The organism is Achromobacter sp. (assembly GCF_032113835.1).
Classification (GTDB): Bacteria; Pseudomonadota; Gammaproteobacteria; order Burkholderiales; family Burkholderiaceae_B; genus Achromobacter.
The window spans coordinates 18189-42153 of sequence record NZ_DAMCTG010000045.1; the positions used below are offsets into that span (position 1 = coordinate 18189).

The 23965-nt window shown below is 67.2% G+C and carries 23 protein-coding genes; 14 read left to right on the forward strand and 9 right to left on the reverse strand.

All coding sequences use genetic code 11. The features are described from left to right. Positions 1-59: 59 nt before the first annotated feature. Entirely contained in the window at positions 60-3404 is a 3345-nt protein-coding gene (locus RT697_RS16425) for an ankyrin repeat domain-containing protein (RefSeq protein WP_313700264.1), read from the reverse strand. A gap of 79 nt (positions 3405-3483) precedes the next feature. Further along, a complete protein-coding gene (xseA, locus tag RT697_RS16430) occupies positions 3484-4851 on the reverse strand; it encodes an exodeoxyribonuclease VII large subunit (protein WP_313700266.1) in 1368 nt (455 codons plus the stop codon). A 352-nt stretch (positions 4852-5203) separates the two neighbouring features. On the opposite strand from xseA, the gene RT697_RS16435 reads away from it, so the two are divergent. The 10 genes from RT697_RS16435 (at position 5204) to rpsT (ending at position 13509) form a co-directional block, all read left to right on the forward strand. Then, on the forward strand, positions 5204-5827 hold the full coding sequence (locus RT697_RS16435) for a MotA/TolQ/ExbB proton channel family protein (protein ID WP_313700267.1): 624 nt from the start codon (positions 5204-5206) through the stop codon (positions 5825-5827). Continuing rightward, complete coding sequence (locus tag RT697_RS16440) at positions 5824-6237, forward strand: biopolymer transporter ExbD (RefSeq protein ID WP_313700269.1); 414 nt, start codon at positions 5824-5826, stop codon at positions 6235-6237. The genes RT697_RS16435 and RT697_RS16440 overlap by 4 nt, the downstream gene beginning before the upstream one ends. Beyond that, positions 6234-7433, forward strand: coding sequence for a tetraacyldisaccharide 4'-kinase (gene lpxK, locus RT697_RS16445; protein WP_313700271.1), 1200 nt, complete (start codon positions 6234-6236; stop codon positions 7431-7433). Before RT697_RS16440 ends, lpxK begins: the two co-directional genes overlap by 4 nt. A 69-nt stretch (positions 7434-7502) precedes the next feature. Beyond that, the gene (locus RT697_RS16450) at positions 7503-7685 is read left to right on the forward strand and encodes a Trm112 family protein (RefSeq protein ID WP_105239494.1); all 183 of its coding nucleotides are present in this window, start codon (positions 7503-7505) and stop codon (positions 7683-7685) included. 10 nt (positions 7686-7695) lie between these two features. Beyond that, positions 7696-8460 (forward strand): 3-deoxy-manno-octulosonate cytidylyltransferase, encoded by a 765-nt coding sequence (kdsB, locus tag RT697_RS16455; RefSeq protein ID WP_313700273.1) that lies wholly within the window; start codon positions 7696-7698, stop codon positions 8458-8460. 91 nt (positions 8461-8551) lie between these two features. Then, positions 8552-9208 carry an adenylate kinase gene (adk, locus tag RT697_RS16460; RefSeq protein ID WP_191575623.1) on the forward strand — a complete coding sequence of 219 codons (657 nt, stop codon included), beginning with the start codon at positions 8552-8554 and terminating at the stop codon, positions 9206-9208. A gap of 134 nt (positions 9209-9342) precedes the next feature. Beyond that, positions 9343-10101 carry a 3-hydroxyacyl-CoA dehydrogenase gene (locus RT697_RS16465; RefSeq protein WP_175123486.1) on the forward strand — a complete coding sequence of 253 codons (759 nt, stop codon included), beginning with the start codon at positions 9343-9345 and terminating at the stop codon, positions 10099-10101. Positions 10102-10232: 131 nt separating this feature from the next. Further along, a complete protein-coding gene (gene murJ, locus RT697_RS16470; protein ID WP_313700275.1) occupies positions 10233-11792 on the forward strand; it encodes a murein biosynthesis integral membrane protein MurJ in 1560 nt (519 codons plus the stop codon). Between the two features lie 196 nt (positions 11793-11988). Beyond that, on the forward strand, positions 11989-12957 hold the full coding sequence (locus RT697_RS16475; protein WP_313700276.1) for a FecR domain-containing protein: 969 nt from the start codon (positions 11989-11991) through the stop codon (positions 12955-12957). Between the two features lie 288 nt (positions 12958-13245). After that, positions 13246-13509, forward strand: coding sequence for a 30S ribosomal protein S20 (gene rpsT, locus RT697_RS16480; RefSeq protein ID WP_043542310.1), 264 nt, complete (start codon positions 13246-13248; stop codon positions 13507-13509). A gap of 149 nt (positions 13510-13658) precedes the next feature. Here rpsT and RT697_RS16485 read toward each other — a convergent pair whose 3' ends face one another. Next, positions 13659-14576 (reverse strand): LysR family transcriptional regulator, encoded by a 918-nt coding sequence (locus RT697_RS16485; protein WP_313700278.1) that lies wholly within the window; start codon positions 14574-14576, stop codon positions 13659-13661. Between the two features lie 113 nt (positions 14577-14689). Between RT697_RS16485 and lysA the strand changes: the two genes are divergently transcribed. Beyond that, positions 14690-15922: a diaminopimelate decarboxylase gene (gene lysA / locus RT697_RS16490; RefSeq protein WP_313700280.1), complete on the forward strand. Its 1233-nt coding sequence runs from the start codon at positions 14690-14692 to the stop codon at positions 15920-15922. Between the two features lie 108 nt (positions 15923-16030). Here lysA and garL read toward each other — a convergent pair whose 3' ends face one another. The 4 genes from garL to RT697_RS16510 all read right to left on the reverse strand — a co-directional run bounded on the left by garL (position 16031) and on the right by RT697_RS16510 (position 19826). Continuing rightward, positions 16031-16798: a 2-dehydro-3-deoxyglucarate aldolase gene (gene garL / locus RT697_RS16495; protein ID WP_313700281.1), complete on the reverse strand. Its 768-nt coding sequence runs from the start codon at positions 16796-16798 to the stop codon at positions 16031-16033. 52 nt (positions 16799-16850) lie between these two features. Further along, the gene (locus tag RT697_RS16500; protein WP_409517448.1) at positions 16851-17891 is read right to left on the reverse strand and encodes an Ldh family oxidoreductase; all 1041 of its coding nucleotides are present in this window, start codon (positions 17889-17891) and stop codon (positions 16851-16853) included. A 117-nt stretch (positions 17892-18008) separates the two neighbouring features. Continuing rightward, positions 18009-18782: a FadR/GntR family transcriptional regulator gene (locus RT697_RS16505; RefSeq protein ID WP_370633056.1), complete on the reverse strand. Its 774-nt coding sequence runs from the start codon at positions 18780-18782 to the stop codon at positions 18009-18011. Between the two features lie 114 nt (positions 18783-18896). Next, entirely contained in the window at positions 18897-19826 is a 930-nt protein-coding gene (locus tag RT697_RS16510; RefSeq protein WP_313700283.1) for a dihydrodipicolinate synthase family protein, read from the reverse strand. A 234-nt stretch (positions 19827-20060) separates the two neighbouring features. Here RT697_RS16510 and RT697_RS16515 point away from each other — a divergent pair, with 234 nt between their 5' ends. The 3 genes from RT697_RS16515 (at position 20061) to RT697_RS16525 (ending at position 23196) form a co-directional block, all read left to right on the forward strand. Then, positions 20061-21062 carry a tripartite tricarboxylate transporter substrate binding protein gene (locus RT697_RS16515; RefSeq protein WP_313700285.1) on the forward strand — a complete coding sequence of 334 codons (1002 nt, stop codon included), beginning with the start codon at positions 20061-20063 and terminating at the stop codon, positions 21060-21062. 75 nt (positions 21063-21137) lie between these two features. Further along, positions 21138-22109 (forward strand): tripartite tricarboxylate transporter substrate binding protein, encoded by a 972-nt coding sequence (locus RT697_RS16520; RefSeq protein ID WP_313700287.1) that lies wholly within the window; start codon positions 21138-21140, stop codon positions 22107-22109. A gap of 130 nt (positions 22110-22239) precedes the next feature. Further along, positions 22240-23196, forward strand: a complete 957-nt coding sequence (locus RT697_RS16525; protein ID WP_313700289.1) for a 2-hydroxyacid dehydrogenase — start codon at positions 22240-22242, stop codon at positions 23194-23196. 152 nt (positions 23197-23348) lie between these two features. Here RT697_RS16525 and RT697_RS16530 read toward each other — a convergent pair whose 3' ends face one another. Together RT697_RS16530 and RT697_RS16535 are read right to left on the reverse strand one after the other, a co-directional pair. Further along, positions 23349-23564 carry a hypothetical protein gene (locus tag RT697_RS16530; RefSeq protein ID WP_313700291.1) on the reverse strand — a complete coding sequence of 72 codons (216 nt, stop codon included), beginning with the start codon at positions 23562-23564 and terminating at the stop codon, positions 23349-23351. Between the two features lie 242 nt (positions 23565-23806). Further along, the coding region (locus tag RT697_RS16535) for a TSUP family transporter (RefSeq protein WP_313700297.1) at positions 23807-23965 on the reverse strand (159 nt) is incomplete at its 5' end.

Below are 23965 nucleotides of genomic sequence, written 5' to 3' on the forward strand. Positions count from 1 at the left end.
AACGGGCACATGCTTATGACCGCGCGATGTTGGGCCCGCGGGCGGCGGCGCGCGTGACGTCACTTCATGTAGCGCAGCTCGCGGCCGCCGGCGGTCTCGACCAGCGCACCGTCCTTCGCCATGACCAGAATCTTGTGCAGCGGCGCGCTGGCCGCCGCGTCGGGTACGTCGACGTCGATGCGCACGGCGCGGGTGGCGGCGTCGATGCCGGCGACGTCCACCTCGTGCCAACGTCCACCAGAGGGCACCGGCACGAAGACCGCCAACGCCTTCATGGCGCCCGCCGCGATGGGCACGGAGACGCCGTCCGCGCCTTCCGATTGGCGCGGCCCGCCGCCCAGATCCTGATCGGCCGACGACACCGCCACGTCGATGCTGACCGGGCGGCCGCGGTGATACACGCGCACCGTCAGCATGCCGGGCTCAGCCGGCCGGGTGTCCGCGCGCACGCTCGCAATGGCCGAGTACGGCCGTAGCGGCGGCGTGTCCAGGAAGACCTGGCTGCCGTCGCTGCGCCAGGCGCCACGCGCGTTGATGTCGACGGCGCCATAGCTCAGGAAATACTCGAAGCTGCCGTCTTCCAAAAGCAGCAATTCGCTGCCCACTTCCCGCACGCCGCGCAGGTAGTAATGCCCCGGAATACGCACGGCTTCCGAAGACTTGCTGGCGGCCTTGGAACCCACGCTCCGGCCTTGCGCGGGCGGCGGCGCGCAGTCCTCCTGCAGCGCGACGCCCGCATCCTGCAGTACGCGTGCAAAGGCCGGATCGGATTGGCAGACGAGCGCCGCGCGAAACGACTGACCCGAAGGCGCCGCGGCCGCGTCGAATCGCGCGTGGTGCTGCGCCAGCAGGGACAGCATGGCGGGCTGGCCGGTCTCAAGTGCGATCCACGCAGGACCGCGACCCGCGCCGTCGTCGGCGTCAGGGCTTGCGCCGGCATCGAGCAACGCTTGGGCGAGGTCCCGGCGGCCCAGCCGGATGGCGGCGTTCAGCGGCGTATCGCCGTCGGCCAAAGGCGCATCCAGATCGATGCCCGATTCCTTCAACTGGCCCAGCACCTGCACCACGGTCTCGTGCCGCGCGGTGATCAATTGCCGGCTCTGCAGCAGCATCGACACGATGCGCTCGGGCAAGGGACGTCCATCGCGCGCGCAAGACGATGGCTGCCCGGTAAAGCCTGCCTCATGCAGTTGCGCAAAATAGCCGGGCTTGTCGATCAGCACGAACTCGCCGTTGTCCGGCAGGCACGCTTCCCCAACCGGCTGGCCGTTCGCAGCGCTCACGCGGCGCACCGTCTCCATGTCGCCGGACACGACCGCAGCGTTGAGCAGCGCGTACCGTTCTGGCGCAACCGGCAGCCGCGGGTCATCCAACCGCGCGCCGGCGTGCAGCAGCCGGTCCAGCATGGTGGCGTCCCGCCGGCCGATCAGCCAATACAAGGCGCTCTCGCCGTCCGGCGCGATCGCGGCGGGGTCGGCGCCCTTGGCCAGCAACGCATCCACCACCGCGACCTGGCCCGACGTCGCCGCCAGGAGCAGCGGCGGCGTGCCGCGCGGATCGTCCAGGCTTAGCGGCAAGGCATCGGGGCCGGACGGATTCACCGGCACGCCCGCTTCGATCAGCATCATGGCCAGCGCCGTATCGCGGCTTTCAAGTGCCTGGCGAATGGCGCTTGCGTCCAGCGTCTTCATGTCGAAACCCGCGTCCGCGAACATGCGCAGCACTGCCGCACCCTGCCCGCCCGGCTGCCGCAGCAATTGCGCGACGGGCGAGTCGGCGGGGTTCTGCAGCGCCGCGCGCAGCGCGTCGGGTTTCATCGCCGCCAGCAGGGTGCGCAGGAGCGCGGTGTCTCCAGCCCGCACCGCAACCTCCAGCGCCGACCGGCGGTCGTAGCCTTCGCGCCGCAAGCCCGGATCGGCGCCTCCGGCCAGCAGCGCCTTGACGGCGTCGGTCTTGCCGGCTTCGACGGCATCGGCCAGTGGCGTGTTGCCATGTGGCTCAGCAGGATCGCCGTCGACCGGCGCACCGAGGGCCAGCAGGCGCTGCACCGTCTGCGTGTCGCCGCGCTGGGCAGCCAGGTTCATGATCGGCCTGTTGCCCATCTGGGGCTTGGCGAATATCAGGCCGCCCGAGCCCACTTGCGGGCCGCGCTGTGCGAAGGGCATGCCTGCGCGCAGCAGTTGTTCGGCGATTGCGGGATGCCCGCCTTCGACCGCCGCCTGCGCCGCATCCAGCCACACGTCGCGGTCGCCGGTTTCGCCGTACGCCGTGGCCGGGATCGTGCGCGGCCCCTGCTCCATCAGGTACGACGCCGCCTGCGCATCGCCTTCGTAGGCGGCGAACGCCAGGGCGGTCAGTTCCTCTTCATAGGCGGGCCGGCTGCCCGTCGCGGCCAGCGCTCGCAGGGCGTCTGCGCCTTCCGTCAACTCCACCAGGGGCAGCCAGGACAGGAAGTCCGCCGCGGGCCGCGCTTTGCCCTGTCCGTCCTTGAAAGGACTCGTCGAGGTCTTGTCGGCGGCGTCGAGCGCCGCGTACGGGCGGCCGGCGCCGGCGCCGAACAGGGACACCACCATGCGCGTCAGGTTCTTGCGGTCGACGAGGCGCGGCAGGTAGGTCTGGCGCACCGCGAATTCGAAATCGCGGTGCAACAGGAATTCCAATGGGGTGTTGTTCTGGTCGCCGCGCTGGTCGGGGTTGGCGCCCGCCGCCAGCAACGTCTCCATGATTTCGGGCGTGCCATACAGCAGCGCCAGGTGGAGCGGCGGCCGGCGCGATTCGTACGTGATGTCGTTCAGCGCCGGCTTGGTGGCCAGCAGCGCGGCCAGCATGCGCGCGCGGGCCGGCAGGCCGGCCTCGTGGGTTTGGCGCAACCGGGCCGCGTCTGCCGGCGTCATGTCCCAATACACGTACTGCGATCGCAGACCAGGTGGCGGCATCAGCAAAGCGTGCAGCAAGGGCACGCCGTCACGGGCATAGTCGCCGGGCCGTTCGACTTGCGCCAGCGCGGCCAGGAATGCCGCCTCGTCGTTGCGGCTGACCGCTGCGAACAGCGCCTCGGTCTGCGGGGTGTCGGCGTTTTTGTATTCGCGGTATGGCGACGCGCAGTTGCAATCGGCGGCTGCGGGCGCGGGCGGCGTGACTGCGGGCGCGGCGGCTGCGGGCGCTGGGGTCGAAGACGCTGCCGGGACGGGCGCTGGACGTGGAGACGCTGCGCTGACGGGCGCTGCGGCAGCCGCCTCAGTGGCTGCCGCCGTGGCTGCGGCCGCTGCCGCCTCCGCTGCTGCCGCCGCCGCTGCCGGGGAAACCGCTGCGGTTTCCGCGAGGGCTACGGAGCAACCCCCAGTTGCCCAGATCGCCGCGGCCAGACCGGTGGCCGCCCATTTCAGATTTCTGTCGTGGAACATCCTGCCGCCATGGTTTGGGTGGAAAGGATTTGCGCGCGACCGAGCCGCGCGCCGCCCCCAGTCGGGGCTCGCGGAAAGATCAGCCTGGGTCGCGCGTGGAACGCGTGGATTGCACCTGGACCTGCGCCCCGCCCTGCGCGAAGCTCAGGTCCAGCGGCTGGCCAGCCGACAGCGCGGCCGCGTCACGAACAATGCGGCCCTCCGCGTCGCGGGCGATCGCGTAGCCGCGCGCCAGCGTGTTGCCGGGATCCAGGGCGCGTAGCTGTGCCGAGGCGGCGGCAAGCCGATTGCGCCGCTGCACCAGCAGGCGGGCATGGGCCTGCCCCAATTGGCGCACGGCGCCGGCCAGCCGCTCGGCTGCCCGACCGGTGTCCGGCGCACGATGACTGAGGCGTTGCGCCAGCAGATTGACGCGCGCGGCGCGCCGGCCTTGCGGCGCCGACCAGGCCGAGGCCAGGCGGTATTGCAGACTGTTCAGGCGTTCACGCTGGTGCTGCAGGCGTTGCGCCGGGGACACGAGCTGCGCGGTGGCGCGGTCCAGGCGTTGCGCCGCCCGCTCCAGCCGGCGCTGCTGGCCGCGCACCATCGTTTGCAGGGTCTGCATCACGCGGCCCAGCAATTCGGCGCGCGGCGCGCAGGCCAGTTCAGCCGCGGCGGTGGGCGTGGGCGCCCGCAGGTCCGACACGAAGTCCACGATGGTGAAGTCGGTTTCGTGGCCCACGCCGCTGATGACGGGAATTTCACTGACCGCCACCTGGCGCGCCAGGTCTTCGTCGTTGAAGCTCCAGAGATCTTCGATGCTGCCGCCGCCCCGCACCAGGAGCAGCGTGTCGACCTCGGCCCGCTCATTGGCCAGACGCAACTGCGCGGCCAGCTTGTTTGCGGCGTCCGCCCCCTGAACCGGGGCCGGATAGATGATGACCGGCACCTGCGGCGCCCGGCGGGCCAGCGCCGACAGCACGTCGCGCAGCGCGGCCGCATGCAGCGAGGTGATCACCCCGATCGCGCGGGGCAGACGGACGGGCTCGCGCTTGCGGGCCGGGTCGAACAGGCCCTCGGAGGCCAGTTGCTCTTTCAGGCGCAAAAACGCCTCGTACAGATTCCCTAATCCTGCCCGCCGCATGGCGTCAGCCTGTAGCTGATAGTCGCCCCGCGGTTCGTACAGGGAAACGCGGGCCCGGATCTCGACCTGGTCGCCCGCCCGGGGCACGAAACCCACGGCGCTGGCGCGGCTGCGGAACATGACGGCCCGCACGGAGGCCCGGCTGTCCTTCAGCGTGAAATACCAGTGGCCGGACGCCGCCTGCGTGAAATTGGAAATCTCGCCGCGAACCCACAGCGCCGGGATGCTGCGCTCCAACAACTGCCCCACTGCTTGGTTTAGCTGGGCAACTGTAAGGATTTCCCGCGCAAATGCGTTGTTTGTGACTGGGAGCTCAATTGTCATGGGGCTTTCCGATGCGAACCTGTCCACAGGGCATGCGTAGCGGGGCGCAATGATACCGCTTTCGCAGAAATTTGCACGAACGGCCCAGAAAGCCAGCAAATTCGGTACAAACCATTGATTTATATAAAGTTTTTTAAGACACGACAGTGCGCGCAATTGAAGCAAACAAGCGCAAGCCCTGTGCCCATAAGCCTTCCGGCTGAGTTCTACACAGAATTATCCACAGATTCTGTGGATAGTTTCGGGATCCCCCCGCCTTGCCACATGCGCGCCGCGCCGTTACAGTTTCGGCTTGTTCAGATGCCACTGCGCGCCGCTCCCGGCGCCTTCGGCTCCTCAGGAGTTGACCGCTTTGCTTTCCATTCTGCGCGAGGCCGGCTGGCCCATCTGGCCCCTGCTGGCGACATCCGTGCTGGGCCTGGCGCTGATCTTCGAGCGCTTCCTGGCCCTGCGCCGAAACCTGGTGCTGCCGCGTGGCCTGAACGAGCAGGTCGCCGAAATGCTGCGCAATCACCAGGACACGCCGGACTCGATCCACCGGCTGGAACGCAATTCGCCGCTGGGCCGCGTGTTGGCCGAGGTGATGCGTCACCGCCACCTGCCGCGCGAAGAACTGCGCAACGTGGTCGAGGACACCGGCCGGGCCGTCGCGCATGATCTCGGCCGCTACATTTCCGCCATCGGCACCATCGCCGTCGTCGCCCCGCTGATGGGCCTGTTCGGCACGGTCGTCGGCATGATCGAAATCTTCGGCTCCTACACCCCTGGCGGCGGCGACCCCGCCCAACTGGCGCGCGGCATCTCGATCGCGCTGTACAACACCGGCTTCGGCATTCTCATCGCCATTCCCGCCATGATCGCGCACCGCTACCTGCGTGGCCGCGTGGACGGTTACCTCAACGCCATGGAACAGGCCGCTTCGCGCCTGATCCGTGCGCTCGCGCCGGCGCGCGCCTCCCGCGAGGCCCGTCCATGAATTTCCGCGGTTCCCGGGGCGACCGCGATGAGCTGGACATCAACCTGATTCCGCTCATCGACGTCCTGCTGGTCATCCTCATCTTCCTAGCGGCCACCACGTCGTTCACCCGCTTCACGCAGTTGAAAGTGACGCTGCCGCAGGCGTCCTCCGAACAGGACACGCCGCCCGCGCTGGAAGTCGCGGTCAGCCAGGATGGCCGCTACGCCCTGAACGGCACCCTGATCGACGTCTCCACGCCGCCCGAAATCGCCGAGGCCCTGCGCCAGGCCGCAGCCGGCAAGACCGAGCCGCTCGTCATCATCAATGCCGACGCCCAGGCCACCCACCAGTCCGTGATCAACATCATGGAAGCCGCGCGCCTTGCCGGCATCGGCCGCGTCAATTTCGCCGCCCAGACCAACCGTTGAAAACCCGACGCGCATCACTGCTGGCCCGCCAATGGCAGCACGGCGGCTGGCTGTCCACCGCCCTGCGCCCGCTGTCCGCGCTGACCGCCTGGGCGGTCGAACGCAAACGCACGCGCTACGCCACCGGCGCCAAAGTGTCCTACCGGGCGCCCGTACCCGTGGTCGTGATCGGCAACATCTACGTGGGTGGCACGGGCAAGACGCCCATGGTGATCGCCACCGTGGAAAACCTGCGTGCCCGCGGCTACACCCCGGGGGTGGTCAGCAGGGGCTACGGCGTCAAGGTCGGCCCGCATCCGCGCGTGGGGTTGGGCGATCTGGAAGCGGCCCGCTTTGGCGACGAACCCGCGCTGATCGCCCGCGCCACCGGCGCGCCCGTGTGCATCCACCCCAAGCGCGCCCTCGCCGCCCAAGTCTTGCTGCAGGCCCACCCTCGGGTGGACGTCATCGTCTCGGACGACGGCCTGCAACATCTGGCCCTGGCGCGCGACATCGAAATCGTGGTGCAGGACCAGCGCGGCGTGGGCAACCGGCGCCTGCTGCCCGCCGGCCCGCTGCGCGAGCCCGCCAGCCGGTTGGGCGACGTGGACGCCGTGGTGACCAATATCGGCACGCCCGGTGCCTCGCCTGCAGTGCCTGACACCCTTGGGGCGCCTTCGCCGCATGACGGCCGACTGCTTGCGGTGTCTGACACCCTTGAGGCGCCGTCGCTGCATGAAGGCCGTCTCCCCAGGGTGTCAGACACCGCAAGCAGCGGTCCCCGCCAAGTCCAGATGTGGCTTGAACCCGGCCTGGCGCGCCATATCGGGGGACACGCCACGCAGCCGCTGTCCGCCTTTGCCGGGCAGCCGCGCATCGCGGCCGCGGCCGGCATCGGCAATCCGGAACGCTTTTTTGCCACCCTGCGAGCAGCCGGCATCACGCTGTCCGCGACGCTTCCCCTGCCCGATCACCACGACTACGCCACCTCGCCGTTCCAGGCGCTGGATGCCGACGTCATCCTGGTGACCGCCAAGGACGCCATCAAGTGCGGCGCCTTGAACGATCCCCGGCTGTGGGAAGTGCCGGTGCAAGCCGCGTTCTCCGACCCGGGACTCTTTGACTGGCTAGCCGACGCGCTGCGCACTCGCGAAGAGCGCCCGGCCGGGGGCCAGAACGGCGGCGGCAAAAATCAGGGCCACAACCCAACTGCGTAACTCGCAGCTTGCGGTAACCCTGACGCGTCGCGCGCGGTCCGGCGGCAAAACTGTTTTAGAATCCCGGTCATGGAATCCCGCCTTCTCGACATCCTCGTTTGCCCCCTGTGCAAGGGCCGCCTCGAACACGACCGGCAGCAGGCCGAACTGGTCTGCCGCGCGGACCGGCTGGCCTTCCCGCTGCGCGACGGCATTCCGGTCATGCTGGAATCCGAAGCCCGCGCGCTGGACGACGCCGCCGCCCCTCGCTGAACGCCGCATCGTGAGCTTCATCGCCATCATCCCGGCGCGCACCGCGTCGACCCGGTTGCCCGACAAGCCGCTGGCCGACATCGCCGGCAAGCCGATGGTCGTGCGCACGGCCGACCGTGCCGCGCAGTCCCGCGCGTCGCAGATCTTCATCGCCACCGATGATGCGCGCGTGCAGCAGGCGGCACAGTCGCACGGCTTGCGCGCCCTGATGACCCGCGGCGAACACCCCACCGGCACCGACCGGCTGGCTGAAGCGGTCGAGCAGCTTGGGCTGCCCGACGACGCGATCGTGGTGAACGTGCAGGGCGACGAACCCCTGATCGAACCCGAACTCATCGACGCGGTGGCGGCCAAGCTGCAAGCCTATCCGCAGGCCGACATCGCCACCTGTGCATGCCCGCTGGCCGACGCCGAGGCGCTGTTCAATCCCAACGTCGTCAAGCTGGTCTGCGCCGCCGACGACCGCGCGCTGTATTTTTCCCGCGCCCCCATCCCCTGGGCCCGGGACGCGCTGGCCGGCGGCGAACGCGTGCTGGCGCAGGGACTGCCCGCCTGGCATCACATCGGCCTCTACGCCTACCGCGCATCGTTCCTGCGCCGCTTTCCGACCCTGCCGCAAGGCGCGCTGGAACGCTTCGAATCGCTGGAGCAACTGCGGGCCATGGAACACGGCCACGTCATCGTCGTCCATCGGGCGTCGACGCCTCCTGCGGGTGGGGTAGATACCCCGGCCGACCTTGAGCGCGTCCGCTTGATCTACAGCAATCAGATATAAGGGTTATTTCCCATGGCGCAGCCCCGCATTGGCTGCTGCGTTGCGGCATAATCCCCCGGATCACAAAAAATAAACCCCTTCAGGAGCACTCATGCGTCTCATCTTGCTCGGACCCCCCGGCGCCGGCAAAGGCACCCAGGCCGCGTTTCTAACGCAGCACTTCGGCATTCCCCAGATCTCCACCGGCGACATGCTGCGCGCCGCAGTGAAGGCGGGCACCCCGCTGGGTATTGAAGCCAAGAAGGTCATGGACGCCGGCGGCCTGGTTTCCGACGAGATCATCATCGGCCTGGTGCAAGACCGCCTGACGCAGCCCGATTGCGCCAACGGTTACCTGTTCGACGGCTTTCCCCGCACCATCCCGCAGGCCGACGCGCTCAAGAGCGCCGGCGTCAAGCTGGACTACGTCGTGGAAATCGCCGTTCCCGAAGAAGACATCATCGAACGCATGAGCGGACGCCGCGTGCACCAGCCCAGCGGCCGCAGCTACCACGTGCGCTTCAACCCGCCCAAGACCGAAGGCAAGGACGACGTCACCGGCGAAGACCTGGTCCAGCGCGACGACGACCGCGAGGAAACCGTGCGCCACCGCCTGTCGGTGTACCGCGAGCAGACGCGTCCCCTGGTCGACTACTACTCCGCCTGGGCGCAGCAAGACTCCGCCGCTGCCCCGAAGTACCGCAAGATCTCGGGCGTGGGCGCCGTCGACGAAATCAAGTCGCGCCTGTTCGAAGCCGTTCAAAGCTGATCGGCGTTTCGATGGCCCAGAGGCCTTCGGCGCCGGCCGGACGCAGCGCGTCCCGGCCCTGGCCCGAAGGCCTTGTTGCATCCGGCGCCCGGCGCGCCGCCTTTCTTCCCTTGAACTGATCTGGTGGTAGACACATGGAAATCGCGAACAAGGTATTCATCGTTACCGGCGGCGCATCCGGCCTGGGCGCCGGCACCGCCCGCATGCTGGTTGAACACGGTGCCAAGGTCGTCATTGCCGACCTGCAGGATGAGCCGGGCGAAGCCCTCGCCAAGGAACTCGGCCAGCGCTACGTGCACTGCGACGTGACCCAGGAAGCTGACGGCAAGAAGGTCGTGGCCGCCGCGCTGGAGCTGGGCTCGCTGTTCGGTCTGGTCAACTGCGCGGGCGTTGCCCCCGCCGCCAAGATCGTCGGCAAGAACGGCGCGCACCCGCTGGAGCTCTTCCAGAAGGTCGTGTCGATCAACCTGATCGGCAGCTTCAACATGATGCGCCTGGCCGCCGAGGCCATGAGCGCCAATACGCCCGAGCCCACCGGCGAACGCGGCGTGATGATCAACACGGCGTCCGTCGCCGCCTTCGACGGCCAGATCGGCCAGGCGGCCTATGCCGCTTCCAAGGCGGGCGTTGCGGGCATGACGCTGCCTATCGCACGCGATCTGTCCAAGACCGGCATCCGCTGCATGACCATCGCCCCGGGCATCTTCGGCACCCCGATGATCTTCGGCATGCCGCAGGAAGTGCAGGACTCGCTGGCAGCCAGCATCCCCTTCCCCGCGCGCCTGGGCCGCCCGGAAGACTACGCCAAGCTGGTCCACAGCATCATCACCAACGACATGCTGAACGGCGAAACCATCCGTCTCGACGGCGCCATCCGCATGCCGCCGAAGTAATTCAGCTTCATGACCGGTCCGTAAGGGCCGGTCCATAGGGGTCGGCCTTGCAGTGCCGGCCCCGCTGATGGCCGGCATTCCGTCCCCATCAACGCGGCGATCCGGCCCGCATTCACTTCAGTAGTCCACCCATGAGCCTGTTCCGTTCGGCGGCCACGGTCAGCAGTTTCACCTTGCTGTCCCGCATTTCCGGCCTGATCCGCGACATCCTGGTGGCCCGCGCGTTTGGCGCCGGCCCCATTACCGACGCCTTCTGGGTCGCTTTCCGCATTCCCAATCTGTTGCGCCGCCTTTTCGCCGAGGGCGCCTTCGCCCAGGCGTTTGTCCCCATCCTGGGCACCGCGCGCAACAACCGCTCCGAAGAAGAAGTCCGCACGCTGCTGGACCGCGTGGCCCTGCTGTTGACCGCTGCCTTGATGCTGGTCACGCTGATCGGCATCGTCGCGGCGCCGTGGGTAGTGTCCGCCATGGCCAGCGGCCTGCGCGGCGCGGCACGCGACACCGAATTCGGCGCGGCGGTCTGGATGACGCGGATGATGTTCCCGTACATCCTCTGCATGTCGCTGATCGCCTTCGCGTCGGGCGTGCTCAATACGTGGCGGCGCTTCGCGGTGCCCGCCTTCACCCCCGTGCTGCTGAACCTGTCCATGATCGGCGCCTGCATCTGGCTTGCGCCGCGCATGGACGTGCCGGTCTACGCGCTGGCCGTCGGCGTCATGATCGGCGGCGTGCTGCAGTTGGCGGTGCAATGGGTTGCTTTGGCCCGCCTCGGCCTGACGCCCCGCTTTTCGCTGCGCTTCGGGCAGGCCTGGGCCGATCCCACCGTGCAGCGCATCCTCAAGCAGATGGCGCCCGCCACGCTGGGCGTGTCGGTGGCGCAGATCTCGCTCTTGATCAACACCAATATCGCGACGTGGCTCACGCCGGGCAGCGTGACCTGGCTGTCGTTCGCCGACCGCCTGATGGAATTCCCCACCGCCCTGCTGGGCGTGGCGTTGGGCACCGTCCTCTTGCCCAGCCTGTCCGCGGCGCACGCCCGCGACGACCACGGCGGCTACAGCGCGCTGCTCGACTGGGGCTTGCGTCTGGTGCTGCTGCTGGGCCTGCCCGCCGCGGTGGGCATGGCGATGCTGTCCGATGGACTGGTCGCCACGCTGTTCCATTACGGCGCCTTCAGTGCGCAGGACGTGCTGCAGACGCGCCTGGCCGTCATCTCCTACTCTGCCGGGCTGATCGGCCTGCTGGCGGTCAAGATTCTGGCCCCCGGCTTCTATGCCAAGCAGGACATCCGCACCCCCGTGAAGATCGCCATCGCCGTGCTGGTAGTGACGCAGCTCCTGAACCTGATGCTGGTGCCGGCGCTGGCCCATGCGGGACTGGCCCTGGCCATCGGCCTGGGCGCCTGCCTGAACGCCCTGGCCCTTCTGATTGGACTGCGCCGCCGCGGCGTCTACGTGCCAGGCGCCGGGTGGACCGCATTTGCTCTGCGCCTGGTGCCCGCGCTGGCCGGGCTGGCCGCGCTGCTGTGGTACGCGGACACCCGCATCAACTGGATTGCGCTGCAGACGCATTCCGGCCAGCGCGCCCTGCTGCTGGCAGGCGTGCTGGCGGCGAGCGGCGTGGTGTACTTCGGAATGTTGTTACTGTTTGGATTTCGTCCCAGGGATTTTGGACGACGCCCCAAGCAGTAATTCCGCCCGTTCGGGCTACATTGCCTTCAAAAAGCCGGCCAAACGCCGGCTTTTCGCATTAATTTCGTCAAGAATTGACAACCACCCCGTAATCTTTGGTAAAAAACCTTTATGATTTAAAAATTGCCACTGAGAGGACCCCCTGTAGGCACCTGCCTGCGGGAAGCATGAATTGAAGTACGCCCAAGGACAACCCATGGCGGACCAGGTGATCAATTGGCTGCTGTTGCTGCGCTCCGGCAAGGCAACGGCCCAAGACTACAACGACTTCCTGGCTTGGCGAGCGGCCGACCCTGTCCATGAAAACGCCTGGCAGCAACTGACGGGCACCCTGGCAGGATCGTCGTTCGGCCGGCTGGGCGACGCCTATGCCACCGGCAGCGGCGATGCCGCTGCCGCTGCCCAGTCGCTGATCCCGCCCCCGCCCGCCGCCATCGTGCCGCCCCGCCGCCGTTTTCTGACTGGCGCGCTTGCGCTCGCCAGTACCGGCGCCGCCGCTGCCTATGTCGGCAATGCGTTCTACCCGCTGAACAACGTTGCCGCCGACGCGGCCACCGCAACGGGCGAACGCCGCCGCTACCTGCTGTCGGACGGCAGCCAGCTTTTGCTGGACGCCCGTAGCCGCGTCAACCTGGACTTCACGCCTGCGTACCGCCAGGTCCGTCTGCTGGATGGCGCCGTGACGGTGTCGGTCGCACCCGATTCCCGCCGTCCCTTCCTCGTGCAGACCGCGCAGGGCACGGTTCGCGCGCTAGGCACCCGCTACATGGTGCGCCAGCAGGCGCAGCGTACGGTCGTGGTGGTGCACGAACACGAAGTCGAAGTCGAAACCATGTCCGGCGCGCACGGCACCATCCGCGCCGGCACCGGCGCCCGTTTCGACAACGCCCGCATGGACACGCCGCGCGCCGAGCTCATGGCCGAAGCCGCCTGGGAATCGGGCTGGGTCGAGGCCCGTGGCCGCCCGCTGGGCGAAATCATCGCGGCGCTGCGCCCCTATCGCAGCGGCACCTTGCGCGTGTCCATGGCCGCCGGCGGCCTGCCCGTATCCGGCCACTTTCCGCTGGACGACACCGACGCCGCGCTGGACAGCCTGCAAGACCAGATGCCCATCCAGGTGCGCCGTCTTACGCCCTGGTTTGTCTCCATCAACGTCGCCGCCTGACAACGGCCACCCCGAAGGTGTGCCGGGCCGCGCGGTTTCCGTTGTATAATCGATACCTAGTTTTTATCCAGTGGTTTGACCACTGGTTTTATCGATAGGCGCCGCGAATTTTCCTCGAGTTTTCAAGAGGATCAGACGCAAGGGTTCTCCAACCCGGGAATTCTTCCCAGCAGCGCCCTCCCGCCCGGTTGACGGGCGCTCCATCGGTTAAAGCGACATTAAAAGCTTGCATTCCCCACGGGGCTTGCTACAATGTTCGACTTTGCCGAATTCAACTTACAAAGCAACATGGCCAATACCGCCCAAGCCCGCAAGCGCGCTCGCCAATCCGTTGAGCGCAACAAGCACAATTCCAGCCTGCGCTCGATGCTGCGCACCGCCATCAAGCGCGTTCGCCAATCCATCGCCGCTGGCGACAAGGCTGCGGCTGGCGAAGTGTTCCAGAAGGCCACCAGCGTGATCGATCGCGTGGCTGACAAGAACATCATCCACAAGAACAAGGCCGCTCGCCACAAGAGCCGCCTGGCTGCCGCCATCAAGGCGCTGGCCTAAGCCATTCTGCCGCCCCGGTCTTACGGGGCGACACGAATACGGCAAATGAAGAAGGATGCCCACGGGCATCCTTTTTTGTTGCCTGCGCACAAGGCCGACCCCCAAGGCCGACCCCCAAGGCCGACCCCGCTCGGCCGTGCCCTCCTCCTTCATGCCGATTCTGCCGCCGCAAGCCGGCCCTTGATGGCTGCCGCCGCGTCGCGCAGCGATTCCATGAACGCGCCGACCAGCGGATTGCCCGGACGGTGTTCCGGAAGGACCACATTGACGCGGAATGGAAACGACCGCGTCAGGGGCCGGATGTGCAGCCCTCGGCCCACGAAGTCCAGGGCCGTCAGCGGATTGACGATCGCCAGGCCCAGCCCTTGACGCACGAACGTGCAGACGGACACCGCGGTAGGCGTTTCCACAATGGATCGGGGCAACACGCTCGCCTGGGCGAACGCTTCGTCGATCTGAACGCGGTAAGGATCGCTGGCGGACAGGCTGACGAAGGCCTGCCCTTCAAAATCAGCCAAGTCGACTGCCGCGCGCGCCAGCAGCGGATGGCCGTCAGGCAGCACGCAGACCTCGTCGACCTGCACCAGCAGTTCCAGCCGGGTGCCGGCGGGCGGGGCATCGTGCTCGGTCAGGCCCAGATCGTAGCGCTGCGCCGTCAGCCACTCTTCGAGCAGTGGCGACTCCTGGGTTTCGACTGAAAGGCTCACGCCGGGGTGGCGGCCATGAAAGCGCAGGAACGCGTCGGGCAGGATCGAATGCGAAAACGCTGGCAAGGTAATCACCGAGAGCTGCCCTTCGCGGAACGCCCGCAAACGGGCCGCGGCGGACGCCACGCGCTCGAGGCCGGCGTAGGACTGCCGCACCTCTTCAAAGAGCGCCAGCGCGGGCATGGTGGGCCGCAGGCGCCCCGCAATACGCTCGAAGAGCGCGAAGCCGATCGTCTGCTCCATGCGGGCCAGCTCGCGGCTGACGGTGGGCTGCGACGTATTGAGCAGTTCGGCTGCCTTGGTGACGCTGCCCGCGATCATCACCGCGCGAAAGACTTCAATATGACGATGCGTCAGCATCGCGCTCCCCATATCAGAAATGAATCGATCCACGAAATGAAAGCATTTTACTGGATGGACTGACGCAGGCATCATGCCGCCTTCGCTTCACTTTCCACACGGCTACTTCCATCATGACCTTCGATCCGCGCCAGCTCACCCAACTTGCCGCCGAACACGGCACGCCGCTCTGGGTGTACGACGCCGCCGTCATCCGCGAACGCATCTCCCAACTGCGCCGCTTCGATACGATCCGCTACGCCCAAAAGGCGTGCTCGAACCTGCACATCCTGCGCCTGATGCGCGCGCAGGGCGTGGTGGTGGATGCGGTATCCCTGGGCGAGATCGAGCGCAGCCTGGCCGCCGGCTTCGACCCGCGCAGCGAACCGGAAGGCATCGTCTTCACGGCCGACCTGATCGACCACGCCACGCTGGCCACCGCGCTCAAGCAGGGCATCACGGTCAACGCCGGATCGCTGGACATGCTGTCGCGCGTGGGTGAGGCATCGCCGGGCCATCGCGTCTGGCTGCGCATCAATCCGGGCTTTGGCCACGGCCACAGCAACAAGACCAACACCGGCGGCCCGCAAAGCAAGCACGGCATCTGGATCGGCGACGTCGCCGAAGCCATCGCCATCGTCCGCCGCCACGGCCTGAAGCTGGTGGGCGTGCACATGCACATCGGTTCGGGTGTGGACTACGGCCATCTGTCCAGCGTGTGCGACGCCATGGTGGACGTGGTGAAGTCGCTGGATCACGACATCGAAGCCATCTCCGCAGGCGGCGGGCTGTCGATCCCCTACCGCGACGGCGAGCCGCGCATCGACTGCGATCACTATTTCGAGCAATGGGATGCGGCGCGCCAGCGCATCGCCCAGTATCTGGGTCATGAGATCCGCCTGGAGATCGAACCCGGCCGCTTCCTGATCGCCGAGTCCGGTGTGCTGGTCGCCGAGGTGCATTCGATCAACCGGCGTCCCGAGCGCGATTTCGCGCTGGTCGACGCGGGCTTCAACGATCTGATGCGCCCGGCCATGTATGGCAGCTATCACCGCATCTCGGTGCATGCGCCGGACGGCAGCGACCCGCAGGACGTGCCGCAGACGCGCATCGCAGTGGCCGGCCCGTTGTGCGAATCGGGCGACGTGTTCACGCAGAACGAAGGCGGCGTCATGTCCGACCAGCTGCTGCCGCGTCCGCGCATCGGCGACTTCATGGTCTTTCACAACGCGGGCGCCTACGGCTCGTCGATGTCCTCGAACTACAACAGCCGTCCGCTCGCGCCGGAGGTGCTGCTGGACCAGGGCGAGGCGCGCCTGATCCGGCGCCGCCAGACCGTCGCCGAGCTGCTGGCGCTGGAAGAATAAGCCGCCAGTAATCGCAAACGGCGCCGGACAGTGAGTCTGCCCGGCGCCGTCGTAGCGGTTTCGCTTCTAACGGCCGGCGCCCCGCACGGCGCCTGCCGCATCAAGGCATCAAGTCGGAAACGCCTCGCGCAACGCGAAGGTCGCCTGCTTGAACACGCCAAGGTCGGTCCCTACGGCCACGAAGTGCATGCCCATGTCCAGATAACGGCGCGCGTCCGCATGCACGGGCGCAAGAATGCCCACGGACTTGCCCTGCGCGGTCACGCGCTGATGCAGATGGCGGATCGCTTCCTGCACTTCGGGGTGGCCGGGATTGCCAATATGTCCCAGGGCTGCCGCCAGGTCTGACGGGCCAATGAATACGCCGTCCACGCCTTCGACGGCGGCGATCTCGTCCACTGCCTCGATACCGGGTCGGCTTTCGATCTGCAGCAGCACGCAGATGTTGTCATTGATGGTGTGCAGATAGTCCGGCACCGTGCCGTAGCGGTTGCTGCGCATCGCGCCCGCCACGCCGCGGATGCCCTGCGGCGGATAGCGCGTGGCGGCCACCGCGCGGCGCGCGTCTTCTTCGGATTCGATGAACGGAATCAGCAGGTTGTAGAAACCGATATCCAGCAGCCGCTTGATCTCGACCGGATCATTCCAGGACGGACGGCCCACCGCGGCGCTGGCGCTGCCCTGCAAGGCCTGGAGCTGCTGCAGGAACATCGGCACCTCGTTCGGCGAATGCTCGCCATCCAGAAGCAGCCAGTCGAAATCCGCCAGGCCGACGAGCTCGGCGGCGATGTGGCTGGACATGCACATCCAGAATCCGATGAGCCGCTCGCGGGCCAGGATGCGTTGCCGAAAGCGATTGGGAAGAGGTGAATTCATTGCTGCCCTCATGTCTTTGAAAGAGAACGTGGAATCGCTTGCCGACGCCGGGTCAGGCGGGATCCAGCAGGTACGGCGTGCCAGCGCGCTCGCAGATGCCGCGCAGGCGTTCGGCCAGCGCCGCGGGAATCGGGATGCCCTCGCGCAGCCGGCGCATGCGCTCGGCCGCTTCGGGCTCGCCCGCCACCAGCACGGGCTCGGCAGGGTTGGCCGGCGGCGTGTCGTGCATGGCGTCGATCATGTCGTCCATGTCGGTTTCGAACGACCCCGCCGCGCGGAAGGCGTCGGGGTTGAGCGCCAGGAAGAAATGTCCGACGTCGTCGGGCTCGCCGGGACGGCGCGTGGCCGCACGCCGCGCGGCGAACGCGCTGCCGCTGAGCGTGCCGCCCAGGATCTGCGCCATCATCGCGAGGCCATAGCCTTTGTGGCTGCTCATGGCGGTGGTGCCGCCCAACGGCGTGAGGCCGCCCTCGGGGCGCTTGAAGATGTACTGCATGGCCGCGTCGGCGTCCGTGACCGGCGCGTCCTGCCCGTCCACGGCCCAGCCCGGCGGCAAGGGCTTGCCCAGAAAGTCGTACACCTTGACCTTGTTGGCCGCGACGGTCGTCGTCGCCATGTCGAGCACGAAGGGTTCGTTGTACGCCGCGGGCGCGCCGAACGCGATGGGATTGGTGCCCAGCATCGGCATCGCGCCGCGCGTGGGCACCATGATGACGCCGTTGGCGCTGCTGGTGACCAGTCCCACCACGCCGCGCTCGACCGCGATACGCGCATAGACGCCTGCCGCGCCGAAGTGGTGCGAGTTGCAGACCGAGACAGCGCCCACGCCGTGTTCCAACGCCTTGTCCACGGCCAGGTTCATGGCCTGCGCCGCCACTGGATAACCCAGGCCGCCCATGCCGTCGATCAGCGCACTGGCGCCGCCGTCGCGCACCACGCGGGCCCGTGCGTCCAGCCGCAGCGTGCCGGCGCGCCATTTGTCCTCATAAGCGGGCAGCATGGAGATGCCATGCGAATCGATGCCCAGCAGGTCCGTGCGCGCCATCAGGCCCGCGGTGATGTGGGCAAGGTCTTCGGCCATGCCCCAGGCCATCAGCACCTGCAGGATCTGTTCTCGCACCTGCTCCACCGGCACGGCCGTGGCGTTTGCTCCGTTCCCTGACACTGTCTGTCTCCTGTCGTCTTGTAGGTGTGGCGGGCGTCGGCGGCGTCAGTCCCGGTCGCGGTCGACCAGTCGGTGGCGGGCCTGGCCCAGATGGAATTGCATGGCGACGCGCGCGCGTTCGCCGTCCTGTTCGCGGATGGCGTCCAGGATGGTGGCATGTTCGTCCACAACGCGCTGCGCACGCTGGCGCGAGCCGGTGCGCGTCAGGTTGAGCGTCAGGCGCATGAAGCCGCTGATGGACTCATGGATGCTTTCCAGCACGCCCAGGTAGAAGTCGTTGCCGCTGGCCTCGGCGATGCTGGCATGAAACGCCAGGTCCGCTTCGGCGGACACTTGTCCCTTTGCCAGCGTGTCGGCAAACGCCGCGTGCGCGTCGGCGATCTTTCCAAGCTGATCGTCGGTGCGCCGCAGCGCGGCCAGGCGCGCGGCATCGCCCTCCAGCGCCACGCGCACCTCCTGCGCGCGCAGATAGGCGCTGACATTCTGCACATCGTTAAATGCCTTCAGGCGCGGCGCGGGCTGGTGGCTGACGAAGGTGCCCAGGCCCTGGTGCGCGGTGATGAGGCCGTCGGCGCGCAGACGCAGCAAGGCTTCGCGCACGACGGGCCGAGACACGCCGAAGCGTTCGGAGATTTCGTTTTCGGACGGCAGCTTGTCGCCGACGTTCAGTCCGCCGGACACGATCTGTTCGAAGATCTGCCCGTAAAGCTGGTCCGCCAGCCGCACCCGGTGCCCGCGTTCCAGCACCGGCGCGGCGGGCGCTTGCGCCTCGTCGGGCGCGTGCGGCGTGGATGAGGGGGATGCTTTGGGTCGAGCCACGGAAACTCCTGGTAGTAGGGCCTGTCCTCGCGCGGAGAACAGGCCCTGAAAGACTGCTGCGATGCGCGGACGGCGCTCATCGTACCCGCATTGCGTCCGCTGCGCCGCACGCGGTCATGCCGTGGCGGTATCGCGGTCCCAGGCGGCCAGCGCGCGCGCCACGGGCGCCACGCGTTCGCGTTCGGTGCTGGAGATGCCGGTCAGGAGCGGCAGCATCGGGCCCATGTCCGCCACACCCGACAGCGTCACGGCGTCGTGCAGCACGCGAATGGGACTGATGCCGTCGCGGCAGTCTTCCAGGCCCATGTACTGCTCACGCACGGCTTCGGCTTCGTCGAAGCGGCCTTCCTGCAAGAGATGAAGGAGGCGCATCGAACCGCGCGGCGCCACGCAGACGGATCCCGACGTGAAGCTCTTCAGGCCGAATTCGCGATAGTGGACAATGGCCGGGCGCTCGCCGATGCCGCTGACGACCCAGCGCGAATCCACGGCTTGCAGCAGCGCGGACAGGTAGGCGTCCTCCGAAGGATTGTCGCGCACGACGGCGTACTTGAAGGCGACCAGGCGTCCTTCCTCGATCAGGCGCGCCGCGGTTTCCGGGGCCAGGTAGTCGGCCGACTTGATGTAGACCACCGCAGGTTTGCCCAGCGCATCCGTGAAGCGGCGCACGCCGTCGGCCAGCCCGGCGTCGGTATAGGGGAAGGACATGGGCAGCAGCATCGCGGTCGGAAAGGTGCGCGATCGCAGGATGGCGGCCTGGTCCATCATCTTGCCGTAGTCGGGCCCCACCGAGGGCAGGATCCAGGTGTCCGGACCTGCCAGGCTTGCCAGCATGTCCACGATGCGTGCATATTCGCTCACACCCACGTTGTAGAAGTTGGCGTTGCCGCCATACATGACGTTGCGCACGCCGCCCGCTTCCAGGTGGCCGAGCAGCGTCTTGTTGGCCGCTTCGTTCAGCGACAGATCGGCGTTGCGGGCCAGCGGCGGCACGGCGATGACCGAGCGCTGCAGGTCCTGGGCGGTGACCGGGGTGGTTTTCATGGAAGGGACTCCTGGCGGGTGGGTTGTCAGTGCGGTTGTCAGATAAGTAAGGTGAAAAAAGTATACTTGGTTGACAAGCTATAGCTCAATACCTATATTTGTTTTACAAGTAGTTCGGCAGCACACAGTCGCATGAGGCGCGGGCCGCATGCGGCTTTGAGCTCCCGGCTCGCCGGGAGCGGAATACCCCCAGAAACGATGCGCGGCCACGCGCACACCGAGGAGACGAATTCCATGCATGCAGCCCCTGTGCGAGGCCGGTTTATTGCGGCCGCCCTGCTGACGGCCACCGCCTTTGCCCTGCCGGCCTCGCCGGCCTTCGCGGACTACCCCGAACGCGAAGTCAAGATCATCGTGCCCTTCCCCGCCGGCGGCACAGCCGATATCGCCGCGCGCGTCGTGGCGGCCGAACTGGGCAAGAGCTGGAACAAGCCCGTCGTGGTCGACAACAAGGCGGGCGCCGGCGGCAACGTCGGCTCGGCCGAAGCCGCGCGCGCCACCCCGGACGGCTACACATTCCTGATGGGCACGGTCAGCACCCACGCCATCAATCAGTCCGTGTACGCCAAGCTGCCGTATGACCCGGTCAAGGACTTCGTGCCGGTGACGCTGGTGATCCCGGTGCCGAACATCCTCGAGGTCAACCCCAAGTTCGCCGACAAGCACGGCATCCGCAACGTGGCGGACCTGATCAAGTACCTGAAGGCCAATCCCGACAGCGTCAACATGGCGTCCACGGGCAACGGCACGTCCACGCACCTGTCGGGCGAACTCTTCCAGAGCATGACCGGCACGCGCATGACGCACGTGCCTTACAAAGGCAGCAGCCCCGCGCTCACCGACGTGATGGCCGGACAGGCGGACCTGATCTTCGACAACCTCCCTTCTTCCATGGGCTTCATCAAGGCCGGCAAGCTGCGCCCGCTGGCCGTGACGACCGCCAACCGCTCGCCCGCCTTGCCCGACGTACCCACGATGGCCGAAGCCGGCGTGAAGGGCTACGAGGCATCGAGCTGGTTTGGCCTGCTGGCCCCGGCCGGCACGCCTGCGGAAATCGTGGAAAAGGTCCAGCGCGACGTGGCGGCGGCCTTGCAGCAGGAGCCCGTGCGCGCACAGCTCCAGGCGCAAGGCGCGACGCCATCCGGCAACACGCCCGCCCAGTTCAAGCAGTTCATGGCCCAGGAAACCGTCAAGTGGGCCGACGTTGTGAAGAAATCCGGCGCCAAGGTCGACTGACCCTGCGCCGATCCGGGGCCCGTCCGCAACGCGTGAGCGGCGGGCTCTTCATCATCACGCGAACCAGGAGACACCATGAACAGACTGATCAGCGCCGTATTCGCGGCGGGCGCCGTTGTGCTTGGGTCGCCGGCGGCCCTTGCCGCCGGTTACCCGGAAAAGCCCGTCACCATGATCGTGCCCTTCGTGCCAGGCGGGTCTTCCGACATTACCGGGCGCTCGGTCACGCCGGCGCTGTCGAAGATCCTGGGACAGACCTTCGTCGTCGAGAACAAGCCCGGCGCCAACAGCGCCATCGGCGCGCAGGCGCTGGCCCGCTCCACGCCCGACGGCTACACCATGATGGTCGGATCCATCGGCACCTTCGCCATCAACGAGGCGCTGTACAAGAATCTTTCGTACAACCCCAGCAAGGACTTCACCTATCTGACGCAGGCGGTGCGCAATCCCAATGTGCTGGTCGCGGCCACGTCCTTTTCCGCCAGCACCGTGGCCGAGTTGGTCGACTACGCCAAGAAGAATCCGAACCGGGTGTCGTATGCCTCGTCGGGCACGGGGTCGTCGGACCACCTGTCGGCCGTGCTGTTCCGTCAACGCACGCAAAGCACCGGCGTCGACGTGCCGTACAAAGGCGGCGGCGCGGCCATCGCGGACCTGATCGGCGGACAGGTCAACGTGTCGTTCCAGAACCTGGGCGCGGTGCAGAACCACATCAAGGCCGGCAAGCTCAAGGCGCTGGCCATCACGGGCGACACGCGCGCGACGGACCTGCCCGACGTGCCCACGCTGGCCGAAGCCGGCATCAAGGACATGGTCGTGTATTCCTGGCAGGGCTTTGCCGTGCCCAAAGGCACGCCGCAGCCGGTCGTCGACAAGCTGGCCGAGGCCTTGCGCACCGCGCTGCGCGAACCGCAGACGCAGAAGACGCTGCAAGGACTGGGCTTTGAAGTCGTGGCCAACACGCCGCAGCAGTTTGCCGACTTCCAGCAAGCCGAGGTCAAGCGCTGGAAGGACGTGATCCAGAAAGCCAACATTCAGCTCGAGTAAAGCGACGGGATGCCCGAAAGCGGGCATCTTTTTTCCGCGGCCCGTCCCGATCCCGCGGATGCGGGGCGGGCCGCGGTCTCCCGCATGAATCAAGTAGCATGAAACCTTCGCCACCCAACCGTACGACAACATGACCACCAAGCAACGCATCATCCAGGTCGGCTCGCTGGCCGGCTCTCCCTCCGCCAACAAGCGCCTGGCCGACGGCTATGACGTCATCGAATTGTGGAAGTACCCGGATCGCAAGGCCGCGCTGGCCGAACACGGCAAGGGCATCACCGCCGTCGTCACCTCCGCGAATTTCGGCGCCAACGCCGAACTCATCAACGCGCTGCCCGACCTGAAGGCCATCTGCAGCTGGGGCGTCGGCTACGAGACGATCGATGTCGAGGCCGCGCGCAAGCGTGGCGTGCTCGTCAGCAATACGCCGGACGTGTTGACGGATTGCGTGGCCGATCTGGCCTGGGGCCTGTTGATCGCCGGCGCGCGCCGCATGGGCCAGGGCGAACGCTTCGTGCGTGCCGGCCAATGGGGTCAGGTGCACGGCAGCATTCCGCTGGGGCTGCGCGTCAGCGGCAAGAAGCTGGGCATCGTGGGCCTGGGCCGTATCGGCGAAGCGATCGCCAAGCGCGGCACGGGCTTCGACATGGACGTGCGTTATCACAACCGCAGAAAGCGCGACGACGTCGAGTTCGGCTACGAGGCCTCGCTGACGGACCTGGCCAAGTGGGCCGATTTCCTGATCGTGGCGACCGTCGGCGGGCCGAGCACGCGTCACCTGGTGAACCGCGAGGTGCTCGAGGCGTTGGGCCCCAAAGGCATCATCGTCAACATCGCACGCGGTCCGGTCATCGACGAAAGCGCTTTGGTCGCCGCGCTTGAAGACGGCAAGCTGGGCTGCGCCGCGCTCGATGTCTTTGAGCACGAGCCCAAGGTGCCGGAAGCGCTGATCAAGAGCGACAAGGCCGTGCTGCTGCCGCACATCGGCAGCGCCACCGAGGAAACGCGCCTCGCGATGGAAAACATGATGCTGGAGAACCTGCAGTCGTTCTTCGAGACCGGCCGCGTGATCACGCCGGTGGAATAAACGAATGCCGCCGCCTGCGCGGCGCGCGGCTTGAATGCAGAAATGAAAAAGCCTCTCGGCGCCCATACCGAGAGGCTTTCGACTTTCCGGCCCCCGCGTGTCCGGTCAGTCTTTGTCGCGCAAAGGAACTTGGGCGTCGCCGCCCGACGTTGCTACTTCGTCGGCGTCGTGGCGCCGGACTTGTGGTTGGTCGCTGCGCCGGCCGAGTGCTTGGCGGACGACTTGTCAGCCTTGTGATGCTTGTGATGCGCCTGAGTCTTGTTGTCGCCGGACTTGGCGCCAGCCGCGAATGCCGACGGTGCGGCAGCGAGACCGAGGCAAAGGGCCGAGGTGGAAAGAAACGCAGCAATGCGGGAGTGAGTCGTCATGTAAGTACTCCTGGTTGGTGAAGGCATATGCCTTCTGCCGTTACGGGGCGGCAAGATCGCCGCGGGTCCCGTATGCGGTTGGAAGCCCGCCCCTCCAGAAGGTTCAACACGGAACCACAATTTTTCTGTCTCTAAAGAATTGTTGCCCCCACGCCGCACTCGCTCCGCTCGTTTGCTGCCCCCCAAGGGGGCTGCCCCGCCTTCGGGCGGCCGGGCGGCGGGGCGGCTATTTTTTTGGAGGTTTAGCCCTCAAACGCCAACAACGCCACCGTCGCAAACAGCATCAGCGCAAAGCAAGCTCTCAGCTTGCGTTCAGGAAGCCGGTAGGCAAGCCGCACGCCGATGGGCACGAAGATGAGGCTGCCGATCGCGAGCGGCGCGCCGACCATCCAGTTGGCCTG